Genomic DNA, 10,914 nt, shown 5'->3' on the forward strand with positions numbered 1-10,914 from the left:
CGATTAATAGCCATGCTTAAGCAAAATATGCTTCTGCTTAAGCAGAACCAGGTCCTACCGGCTAGACCGCTTATCTCGCGCTTTATCCTTGGCTGGCCAAGGATTGGGATCACCCACAAGCTTCTTGGTTAAAGCTTTCTTGGCAGCCGTGTACGTAAGACCCACGGATACGTACATGTCGAATGCGCATTCGTCACGAGACAGATGATTCCCCTCTAGCCATACTGCCTGGAGTCTTTTAACTCCATCCTGCCTCTTCGACTTAGGCCCGTGCTTGGCAGCAGCACCGCTCTTTGCGCGACCCGCGACAAATTTTGCCTGCGCGACAGCGTCCGTGAACCGCGTAGCGTCCCTCGCCAGAAGATAGAGAGAAAACAACACCAGTGAATCTGGATTGCCTGTCTCTGCCAGAGCGTTCTCTATCGGTTGCAATGCTTCCTCACTGAGTGGATAACTATCGGCGACAGAAATGATCGCAGGCCACAGACGCGATACTGCCCGATGAGTGCGCTCCAACCACTCTGAGGGCAGCGAATGACTCGGATCATCCAAGTCTGGGATTTCTGGGTTCTCGCCATTATCCAGTTCAAAAACCATGAAATCGGTTGGCTCAAAGCCTTCTTGCTCCAAGGCCGTTGCTAGCTCTTTTCCCGCTGCTTGTCTTTCTGTGCTTTTATTGCGCATAGACGTTACCGTGCAAATATCGAACGTGTTGTACCGTGCGACAGGTACCTGTTGCGTGGCGCGACACCCGTTCCATCTATTCAATATATTTAATAGATATGGAGAGATAGGGCATCAACGGAGGTCGGCGTACGGAAAGTAAAAACCGCCGGGGACGACGACGCGTACCGGCGGTAGTCTACGGTTTAACTGCCGTAGGAGAAAGAGAATAGGTCCGTGATGCAGGAGCATGTCATCCCGGCTGCTCCCTTGTACCCTGAATCTTGTCGAGCTGTTACCTCATACAAACGATATGTCTTCAAATGTGTATAGCGTCGTGATGAATGACACGAAGGCATCAAGCAAGTCAGGACGCCATCCGGCCGCTGCCAACGCCCGCCGGAGCTTCGCCTCGAACGCAGGCGTGCAGATGAAGACCAGCCGATTCCAACGCAGACCCTCACCGAGCAAGGCGGAACCCGTCGGCTGACGAGCATCGTTCCCGACTTTCGCCACCCAGACCACTAGGCGCTCGAAGTCAGCCTTCCACTTTGCGCTTTTCTCCACCTCGACCCAAGTGACGTTGCCGCGGTCATTCAGCAACACATCCGGCTTTTTCCCTGCTATGCCGATGGTGCCCCCGAACCAACGATCCTGGGCAATTTCGCGCTCCGTGCTGACCCGGAATCCTTGAGTGATAGCGGCGATGGCGATTTCATTCGCCACAGCGCGATGACGGAAATGTGCGGAGCTGAAGCCACGCACGATGTCCTTGCCCGATACAGCGGGAACCCCCATCTGGCGCAACCGGCGCGTCCCGGCTTCTGCCAGCGCGTAGAGCACGCTTCCGTCCGGTCCGCGACCACGAAGCACTTGCCGGGTGTCGGCCAGCCGGCGCAGCGTGTATTGCGCCATCCGCAGCCCCGAGGCCGATGCTGCCACAGGCATAAAGCTCGGCGGCGCAACGGGGTGCTTTTGCCACGGAGTACACCAGAGTAGTGCGGCAACGTCGCGGGTTCGGAGCCACCCGAACCTATGCAACGCACGCAGTACCCGCGTTTCATTTTCGGCGGCGGCGATCCGCCCGTTCTTCTTCGCCATACAAGTTATCTCGCTACGGTTTCGATAACTTGTATAGAGAAAGTACGTCTTCGCGCCCGTCTGCGACGGGGGGTGAAGACGGGGGACGAAGCCGCTCACGCGGCTGGGCCACCGCTGCCTTTGCGTCGGGCTGGACGCCCGACCGGCATCTCGACCGGCTGGACGCCCGTCGTGTCCTGAAAACCCGGCGCCCCGTGCAGCGCGCGGGCATAGCACTCACCCCGCCCGCTGGACGCGATGCGGCTCCGGCATTCGCCTACGGTCCGCGCTTCGCTTGACTTGACTGCTATGCCCGCGCGCTGCTCGGGGCGCGGGGCTTCGCCCCCCATCACTCTGCCGGTCAGTGGGCCGACCTCTCGCCGCTGGGGCGACGAGCGAGTGACGGCTCCCCCGGCACGCCGTCGATTGGCTTGGGAGCCAACGCGCCTGCGTGGACGGCGTGCGGCCTCGCACTTGTCCCCGACCGCAACGCGGCCCGGCCCCGTAGGTCTCCGGCTGATCGCCTACGACTGCGCGCCTCCGGCTTGCGGGTTACGCGCGGCGTAGCCGCGCATAGGTCGCGGCCTACGGCCGCGACATCGGCTTCGTCGGCACGGTGACGCGACCGCCGTACTTCCTGATTGCCCGCCCAGGCAAGAGCGACCTTACGCCAGCCAGCCATACCCGCAAGGCCAAGCGCTTCGCGCGCGTACTCGCCCGGTCCCCTACGGGGCTGCGGCTTCCGTGCGCGACCTTGCGCGTCCGGCATATCGGCTGGAGTCGAGGTGCGCTCAGGGCGAAACACTCAGGAGGTACGGCGGCACAAGCAATACGCCACCCTGCACGCCGAAGCCGGAAGCGGTAAAGCGGGCTTGACATCTAGGAATCCGGTCAGCTTTTAAAGGAGCACGACTATGCGACATCCCGAACAGCATCTCGACAGCGTTTTCGGCGAGCCAATCCATGTCTACACGCGAGCGCAAGCAATTGCAGACGGCGTTCTCGTCGACGTAAGCCAAACCGCTCAGGAAGCGGGGTTTCGCCCGCCGGTTGCATTGACGGCCAGCGCGTGGGCCGACTGCGTGGCATGGAACGACGCAGACAGCAGCCGCCAGACCGCGCAAGACGAAGCAGGGAGGCTTTGGGACGTCATTTGGATGGCATCTCTTGCAGCCCGTCGCGCTCGTGAATCGCAGCGCGTTGCGTTTCAGGTCTACCGAGTGCCACGCGGCGGACGTGGCATCGGACCCCGGCCCACGAAGTTGCATATGTGCATTGGTCCCGGTAACGATACCGCCCCGGTCATAACGATCCTCATGCCAAACGAAGACTGATTTCCCATCCCGCCGGTTTCCTGCGGGAATTTCAACCCTCCACATAAGGAGAGCAACATGCACCATATCAATCCTGCAACGGGCCTGCCGATGATCGGTGGTGACGATTTCGGCGTCGATGTCGGCGGCAATCCCTACGGTACGGGCTGGATTTCATCGCGTCCGTGGTCTGCAACATCGTGGGATATTGGCCCTTCCGATTTCTAAGCAATTTAACGGGTGCCCGTGAAGTATCGGGCACCCGTTGAAGACCAGGATGGCCAAACAGGCCAATCACACTCCGGGCCAAGCTGGGGCTCGGATGAGAAAAAGAAACCTAGCCGTCCGTTATAGATAAAATGTGCGCCACATCTGACAAATCAGCAGGATAAAACCGATGCTCGGCCTGACGCTACGGGAAGAATTTAGGGGCAGACGCCTTAAGGGCACAGCCATTGAGCTGTCGAATGACCAGAATACCGGCGCGACGCAAATTGCAGCCCAGCAATTTCTGCAAATCACTTACCCCACACATGACGTGCTAAAAGGGATCGAGGCGGTTGGTCCCAACCAAGGCCGTCCCGTGGTCGTGATCGGCGACCGCGGACTCGGCAAATCACACTTGATGGCCGCGCTGTACCACGCAGTCACCGACCCTGCATCGACCGGCGCATGGCTCAATGCGTGGTCGGCCACATTGGCCGACCCCAGCATCGCTAAGATCCCGCTGCGCAACGGAATGCACGTCATCGGCGAGAGCCTGCACCGCCACCGCTATAAGTTCCTGTGGGACGTGCTGTTCGAAAATCATCCGCACGGCACCTTCATCAAGGGCAAGTGGGAAGGCCAAGGCGCGTCCAGGACCGAAATCCCGTCCGATAAGCTCATCATCGAGCTGCTGGAGAATAAGCCGACGATGCTGCTGCTGGACGAGTTCCAGACGTGGTACGACGGCCTCACCAACACCAAGCAGTACCCGTGGAAGAACTGGGCGTTCAATTTCATCCAGATTCTTTCGGAAATCGCCAAAGAGCGCCCCGACCTGCTGGTGCTGGTGATCTCAGTGCGCAACGGCGGCAGCGACGCCTACCAGCAGGTGCATCGCGTCAATCCGGTCGCCATCGACTTCAAGGCGGGCGGCAGCGCCGAGCGCATTCAGCAGGATCGTCGCCGGATGCTGTTGCACCGTCTTTTCGACAACCGCTTGCAGATCGCCAGCGGCACCATCGAGTCGCTGGTCGCGCAGCATGTCGCCGAATATTTCCGCCTGCTGGATGTGCCGCCCGCCGAGCGGGATCGCAAGCGCCGGGAATTCACCGAATCGTGGCCCTACGCGCCGCACCTGCTGCGCCTGCTCGAAGAACAGGTACTCATCGCCACCGATGCGCAGGAAACGCGCGACCTGATCCGCATCCTCGCCAACCTCTATAAGAGTCGTGGCGAGGCCGTGCCCGTGCTCACCGCCGCCGACTTTCGGCTGGACGATGATTCCTCCGGCATCGGCGCGCTGCTCGAAGCCGTCGCCAACCAGCACCATCGCACGCTGCGCGAGAAGGCGCAGCAGAACATCATCTCCGTGCAGGAAGCGCGGCACGACCATGCCAGCATCGCACCGCACCTGCAAGAGATCATCGGTGCGCTGTGGCTACGCTCAATTGCCGTCGGCAACCTGGCTGGTGCCGAGCCTGCCGCGCTGCAATTGGACATCACGCGTAACAAGCCGGTGGACGACAACGCCTTCCAAGTCGAGCTGGCGACCATCGTCGAGAACAGCTTCAACATCCATCAGGAAGGCGCCAAGCTGCTGTTCCGCGAGGAAGAGAACCCGCGCGCCAAGCTCATGGCCTATGCGCGCAACGACAAGCTGTTCGCCGACGGCGCCGATCTAGCTCGGCTAGGCGATCAGGTGCGCTATGTCGTCAGTGGAGTTGACGGGAAGAACAATCAGTTTCGTATCGTCCCGCTGCCGAAGTCTTGGTCGAGCGATCCGTGGACCGGGATGGTCGATAGCGATCAACCAGAAAGTTGGGACGATGGCCGTCTACCCATCGTCGTTCTACCCGAGGAGCCTGAGAAGCTTGACGCCACCCTCGGTCGCTGGGTCAAAGACCAGTTGCAGAAGCGCCGCAATACCGTGCGCTTCCTGCTCCCACGCGCGGGTAGTACCAACTCTTTCATGGACCGCGACCTGCTCATCCTCGCCCGCGCCGAAATGAAGGCGCAGGAATGGGGCGGCCAGAACCCCGAATACAAGAAGCTGCACAAGGAATTCGAGAACACTCTGCGCGACAACCTCAAGAAGCGCTTCGATCGCTTCGCCGTACTGCAACGATGGAACTTCGCCGATCCCGCGCAGTGCAAGTTCAGCGTCGAACGCCTCGACAAGCAGGGTTCGCAGATTCCCGAAGCCATCGAGGAGGCGCTGACCAGCGACCTGTTCGTGCCAGAGGACTTCGAGGATCTGGTGTTCGAATACGCCAGCAACAACGAATCGGTCGGCAAGCTGCTGCGCGAGCTGCAAGAGCCGCGCCCGGCCGGGCAGGACTGCATCCCGTGGCTGGGCGAAACGGTGATGAAGGATCGCTTGCTGCGCCTGTGCGCCAAAGGCAGGGTCGCCGTCAATGTGCGCGGCATGGAGTATCTGCAAACGAACCCTGGCGAGGACGAGGAAACCGCGTGGCGGCGTCTGCGCCCCAAGCTCTCGCTCACGGGCCGTCACCTTGACGACGTGTTCGTGATGCTGCCCTCGGCGGTGCCCGCGACGGGTGGCTCCATGCCGCCCGCACCGTCGCCAGGTGTGTTTCCACCGAATGGTGGCGCTGCTCCCACGCCGGGCGTGCCAGAACCCACACCGGATGGTACTCCCGCTCCCACGTCAGGGCCCACGCCGGGCGGTATTTTCGGTGGCGACACTGCGACCGCCAAGCCGCGCACGCCGTTGTCTAATCCAGCCACGTCGCCGCTCAACCTGATTGGCAAGATCGAGGGTTGGGGCATCGGCCCGGCCACGAAGGTCACGGAAGTGTCCATCAAGGTCTCCACCGCCACAGGCGCGCAGCTCAAGGAACTGCTCAAGAAGCTGCCCGAAGGCATGACCTTCGAGCTGAACCTTGAGAAGGAGGACGACTGATGGCACTGACCGCCAGCGCACTGCAATCGCTGACGCAAGGTACGGAACGTGACGCTTGGCGCGTCATCATCGACCATGCCGTCGGTATCGCCTCCAAGCCGCTGGCCGCAGGCAATGCGCCCAGCGAGGTCGTGAAGCGCGACCGCGAAATCGGCGAACTGGATTTGTTCCTCTCCACATGCGGATGGGATTTGTGGCAAGCCTTCGGCGACAGCGTCGAGCGCACCTCAGATCGCTTGGTGCGCTGGTGGGCCGAGCCCTTTAGCGCCAAGGCCGTGTTGGTCCTCGACGGCCTCTCGCTGCGTGAACTGCCGTGGCTGTTGCAAGGCGCGAAGGAGCGTGGCTTTACCTCGCACGAGGTCGCCGCCTGTGCTTCTGAGCTACCTGGCGAAACCGATGAGTTTGCCCGCGCGCTTGGTTTCACCAGCCGCAGCAAGCTCCAAAACAACGGCGGCGGTCTCGCGCACAGGCTGCAAGTGGCCAGCACGGAGACGGTGGACTTGCCATGGAAGGACTGCGAAGCACTGATCAGCAGCACAGTGAATCAGATCTTCTGGCACCACTGGCCGGACGCCAAGCTGCACGACGGCTCCGGCGCAGGCCAAGGGCTGGAGCCGCTGACGAAGGACGTGGCCGAACAACTAACGAGCGACGACTTCTGGACCTTCGTCGAGCGCCTCGCCACCGGGCGGCGGCTGGTCATCACTTCCGACCACGGCTACGCGGCCACCGGCTACTTCCCCGATGCGGATGGCGAAGTCGGCCAGTTCCTCAAGCAGACATTTTCGAGCAGGCGCAGCAAGACGGGCACGGGTGATACCGGCCCCTTCGTGCCGCCTGTGGCATTGCAGATCACCAGCCGCCACGGCGCGCACCTGTTGGCCTTGGGCCGTAGGAAGTGGCGCAGCCAGGGTGGCTACCCGACGCTCACGCATGGCGGCTTGTCGCTGCTGGAAGTGCTGTCGCCTTTCGTCGAACTGACCAAGTAAGGATTGCGGCTGATGGCCACCAAGAAAGAATTACTCGTACAAGAAATCGCGAAGGCCGTCGGAGCAGGCAAGGCCGCTGCGCTGGAAACAGTTGATTTCAATGACCCAAACCGCCCCAAGACCTGTCTGGAGGTGGATTTTCCAATCCTGCCGATTAACGAGATCGCGAAAGTTGAAACGGCATCGGGCGCTGGGAGGAAGCCCATATACACGATGACGAAATGGTGGGCGCGACGCCCGTCGAGCGTATTTCGGAGCTTGTTGATAGCCGCAGCGACTAAAGCTCCAGACGATCCGTCCGAATCGGCCAAACTGGTGTGGGACAACTACTACGCCAACCACCAAAAGAAAGGTGCGTTCAAGCAACTCAAGGTGGCGGACATCTTCATGGGCGGCGGCACCACGCTAGTGGAAGGCTCGCGCCTCGGTATGCAGATGGTCGGCAACGACCTCAACCCGGTTGCGTGGTTCGTGGTCAAGCAGGAACTGGCGAATGTGAGCCCTGAGGAAGTGAAGATGCTCCTCGCCGACATCGAGGCTGAGGTCAAGCCGCAGATCATGCCGTACTACTACTGCGACGGCCCCGAGGGCGAGAAAGGCAAATGGACGCATCTGCCGACGAACAAGGCCATGCCTGCCGACTTCGACCCGCTCGCCATCCCGCATGACGAACGCAAGAACTACCGCTACGAAGGCCCGGAGATCATCTACACCTTCTGGGCCAAGCACGGGCCGTGTCAGGTGACGGGCTGCGGCCACCGCACGCCGATCATGACCAGCCCGGTGATGGCGGTGAAAACGCTTACCGTCAAGCATTGGCAACACGCTTGCGACAAGTGCGGCGAGGCGTTCGACGTGGAAGAAGAAGCCGCGCGTATGGCCCCCGATGCACCGTTTTTCGTCGCTCCCACCGAATCGCCGTATTCCGTGCTCGACCGGAATAAGGGCGTCATATGCCCGCACTGCGGCCACACCGCTCTGGTGAACTTGGGCAAGAGCAAGAACAAGAAGGTGGAATTGAGCCTACTTGTACATCCGCAATGGTTGGCGGGCGAAGCGAGGCAGGACGCGAACGGCCAAGCTTACGGCGGATCGGCGCAGGACGACGTGATGTCGACCACACGATGGGATGCGGCGCGCGCCGCGAAGATTCGCCTGCTGGAAGTGCGCGGCGCGCTGCCAGACGAAGTGACCGACCCGGAAACGGGCGTTACCTTCGCGCCGGAGAAAGGCACTGTGCCGAAACGATCCAATTTTGCCTGCGCGGCCTGCGGAACGGTGCAGGGCGTGATGAATTCAATCAAGGCTACGAAGAAGAGCGGGCAAATGGCGGGTTACGCGGTGCAGGGCTACGCACCAAAGCGCGACGCGGCGGGCAAGCCATACAGCGGGCGCTTCTTCGCCGCCTACGATGCGGCGCACGCCCGTCAGTACGACGCTGCGTTCTCGGAATGGGAGGCGCGCAAGGATGCCGACCTGAAGGACTACTGGCCTCGCTCTGAGATTCCTTATGGGTTCATGACGGCGATAGCCAATAGCGACATCCGAGAGAACTACGGATTTACGCACTGGTGGACGATGTTTAGTCCGCGGCAGAGTTTGGTACATGCGCTCCTGCTTAAGGCCATTACGACAACTGGATCCCATGAGTGGCGCGTTAGGGAGTTCGTTCTTGGCGCATTCCACAGATACCTACAGCATCAAAACATGCTGTGCTTCTGGGATATTCAGCAAGACTGTGTTGCGCCGAGCCTCAGTAATTCCAATTTCCATCCGAAACCCACAGTCGTCGAAAACAGCATCTTTGCTCATCTCGGGCGTGGAAATTGGAACTCTTCGATTGAGACCCTGATGGAGGGACTAGAATGGCTGGTCTCTCCGACGGAGTTGGTCAGCAACGAGCGGCTTAACATCAAGCTCCCAAGTATCGGTTCACAAACATCGGGAAAATCGACCAAGATTGCGTTGGGCGATCCCCTTCTGGGCGCGGACATTTATTGCGGCTCGTCTACCGACCTCACGCAGGCCCCCACGGCAAGCCTCGATCTGGTCATCACAGATCCGCCCTTCGGCGGCCTGCTGCATTACTCGGAGTTGTCCGATTTCTTCTACGTCTGGCTGCGCCTCGCGCTGAAGGACAAGTACCCCGACTATTTCACTGCTGACTACACGCCCAAGTCGCTGGAGGCCGTCGCCAATCGCGCGCGCGAGCCGGAAGACCCAGATGGTTTCTACCAGCGCCTGCTCACGCAATGCTGGCGTGAGGCGCATCGCGCACTGAAACCTGGCGGCATTCTGGCCTTCACCTTCCACCACAGCGAGGACGAGCCCTGGGTGGCCGTGCTCGAGTCGCTGTTCGACGCGGGCTACTATCTCGAGGCGACGTATCCCATCCGCTGTGACGAAACCAAGGGCGAAGGCGAATTCGGCTCCAAGACCATCGAGTACGACATCATTCACGTCTGCCGCAAGCGCACCGAAGAACCCAAGCCGGTGAGTTGGGGCCGCATGCGCCGCGAGGTGATGGCCGACGTGCGCCAGTTGCAGACCATGTTGGAGAACCACGCGAAGGAAGGTCTGCCCGCCGCCGACATCCAGGTGATCCGGCGCGGCAAGGCGCTGGAGTATTTCTCGCGTCATTACGGCAAAGTATATGTGGACGAAGGCCGAACCATCTCCGTCAGCGATGCGCTGCTCGGCATCAACCAGCTTATCGACGAGGATGCCGACAAGGGCAAGGAAGCGCCACCGGTCACCGCCGAGCCGATCACCCGCCAGTTCCTGCGCACCTTCGGCAATGCGGCCGAGCTGAAACGCGACCAGTTGCAGAAGTTCCTCAAAGGCTCGATCACCACGCCGGACGAGTTCGTGCAGCGCGGCTGGTGCGCTGAGAAGAACAAGGTGTTCACTCGCACCGATCCACTCGAGTTCGCGCGCGAGTGGTCGGGTAGGCACCGCCGTAAGCTGACGACCGATCTGGATCAGGCGCTGATGCTGGTCGGCGCGTGCTTCGACAACAGTGGCATTAACGCCTCGGACACGCTAAAGAACGAAAACTTCAAGCCGCACGTCGCGCTGAAGCCGCTGCTGGAATGGCTTCACCGCAACGGCCCGAGCCAGGCCACCCGCAACGCGGCGTCGCGTGCCACGACGATCTACAACACCTGGGCAGCAAGCCGGGGGCCGCAACCGGTGCAGGCATCTCTATTCGTTGACGATGGGGAGTATGCGCAATGAGGCAACTGCTCGATACGGTGTGGCAGCGCCGCGGCACCAGTTGGCTGTGGGACGAGGACGCGCGCAACCAGATCTGCTCGGCCAGCGAGGTATGCAGCCTGCGCCAGTTCCTGCGCGCGGCGGGCAACTGGCCGGACGAACTGCCCAGCAATGGCGGCAGGACGCTGGTAGTCGCTGGGCTGGATGGCAGCCTCGATCTGCTGACACCGACCGATGCCGAAGCGTGGCTGGGCGATGCCATCAAGCCGGCCGTCCTGTCGTTTCAGGACGAATGGGGAAGCGATGGCGCGCTGGTGTTCTGGCTACCAGGCGGCGGGAACCGCATCCGGGTGCAGGCGGCCACCGATGAAGTTAATTGGCTGTGCCACACGCCCCACGGCCATCAGCTCGACTTCGGTCGCGTCCTATGGGGACAGGCCAACGAGTACCCGCAGGAAATCATGCTACCCGACGGCAGCAAGCCTGCGGGCCTGTTCCACCTGCGGATCACCTGAGGTGGGCG

At 61.2% G+C, this 10,914-nt stretch carries 8 protein-coding genes; 6 read left to right on the forward strand and 2 right to left on the reverse strand.

Annotated elements, in window-relative coordinates; translation table 11 throughout:
• Positions 1–54 precede the first annotated feature (54 nt).
• Both ACEN42_RS00180 and ACEN42_RS00185 read right to left on the reverse strand, forming a co-directional pair.
• On the reverse strand, positions 55–684 hold the full coding sequence (locus tag ACEN42_RS00180) for a hypothetical protein (protein ID WP_371880373.1): 630 nt from the start codon (positions 682–684) through the stop codon (positions 55–57).
• Between the two features lie 279 nt (positions 685–963).
• Positions 964–1,764 (reverse strand): hypothetical protein, encoded by an 801-nt coding sequence (locus ACEN42_RS00185; protein WP_371880374.1) that lies wholly within the window; start codon positions 1,762–1,764, stop codon positions 964–966.
• A gap of 893 nt (positions 1,765–2,657) precedes the next feature.
• On the opposite strand from ACEN42_RS00185, the gene ACEN42_RS00190 reads away from it, so the two are divergent.
• From ACEN42_RS00190 to ACEN42_RS00215, 6 genes are all read left to right on the forward strand, one after another.
• Positions 2,658–3,077, forward strand: coding sequence for a DUF6573 family protein (locus ACEN42_RS00190; RefSeq protein ID WP_371880375.1), 420 nt, complete (start codon positions 2,658–2,660; stop codon positions 3,075–3,077).
• A gap of 57 nt (positions 3,078–3,134) precedes the next feature.
• Complete coding sequence (locus ACEN42_RS00195) at positions 3,135–3,284, forward strand: peptidase (RefSeq protein ID WP_371880376.1); 150 nt, start codon at positions 3,135–3,137, stop codon at positions 3,282–3,284.
• Positions 3,285–3,453: 169 nt separating this feature from the next.
• On the forward strand, positions 3,454–6,186 hold the full coding sequence (locus ACEN42_RS00200; protein ID WP_371880377.1) for a DUF499 domain-containing protein: 2,733 nt from the start codon (positions 3,454–3,456) through the stop codon (positions 6,184–6,186).
• Complete coding sequence (locus ACEN42_RS00205) at positions 6,186–7,175, forward strand: hypothetical protein (RefSeq protein ID WP_371880378.1); 990 nt, start codon at positions 6,186–6,188, stop codon at positions 7,173–7,175. The genes ACEN42_RS00200 and ACEN42_RS00205 overlap by 1 nt, the downstream gene beginning before the upstream one ends.
• Before the next feature lie 12 nt (positions 7,176–7,187).
• Positions 7,188–10,412 carry a DUF1156 domain-containing protein gene (locus tag ACEN42_RS00210; RefSeq protein ID WP_371880379.1) on the forward strand — a complete coding sequence of 1,075 codons (3,225 nt, stop codon included), beginning with the start codon at positions 7,188–7,190 and terminating at the stop codon, positions 10,410–10,412.
• The gene (locus ACEN42_RS00215; RefSeq protein WP_371880380.1) at positions 10,409–10,906 is read left to right on the forward strand and encodes a hypothetical protein; all 498 of its coding nucleotides are present in this window, start codon (positions 10,409–10,411) and stop codon (positions 10,904–10,906) included. The genes ACEN42_RS00210 and ACEN42_RS00215 overlap by 4 nt, the downstream gene beginning before the upstream one ends.
• Positions 10,907–10,914: the final 8 nt, after the last annotated feature.

Source organism: Caballeronia sp. S22, from assembly GCF_964261745.1.
Classification (GTDB): Bacteria; Pseudomonadota; Gammaproteobacteria; order Burkholderiales; family Burkholderiaceae; genus Caballeronia; species Caballeronia jiangsuensis.

What these genes read in the sequence shown, in the direction of transcription:
- ACEN42_RS00180 (WP_371880373.1), bottom strand. Translation starts at nt 684, where the DNA reads ATGCGCAATAAAAGCACAGAAAGACAAGCAGCGGGAAAAGAGCTAGCA.
- ACEN42_RS00185 (WP_371880374.1), bottom strand. Translation starts at nt 1,764, where the DNA reads ATGGCGAAGAAGAACGGGCGGATCGCCGCCGCCGAAAATGAAACGCGG.
- ACEN42_RS00190 (WP_371880375.1), top strand. Translation starts at nt 2,658, where the DNA reads ATGCGACATCCCGAACAGCATCTCGACAGCGTTTTCGGCGAGCCAATC.
- ACEN42_RS00195 (WP_371880376.1), top strand. Translation starts at nt 3,135, where the DNA reads ATGCACCATATCAATCCTGCAACGGGCCTGCCGATGATCGGTGGTGAC.
- ACEN42_RS00200 (WP_371880377.1), top strand. Translation starts at nt 3,454, where the DNA reads ATGCTCGGCCTGACGCTACGGGAAGAATTTAGGGGCAGACGCCTTAAG.
- ACEN42_RS00205 (WP_371880378.1), top strand. Translation starts at nt 6,186, where the DNA reads ATGGCACTGACCGCCAGCGCACTGCAATCGCTGACGCAAGGTACGGAA.
- ACEN42_RS00210 (WP_371880379.1), top strand. Translation starts at nt 7,188, where the DNA reads ATGGCCACCAAGAAAGAATTACTCGTACAAGAAATCGCGAAGGCCGTC.
- ACEN42_RS00215 (WP_371880380.1), top strand. Translation starts at nt 10,409, where the DNA reads ATGAGGCAACTGCTCGATACGGTGTGGCAGCGCCGCGGCACCAGTTGG.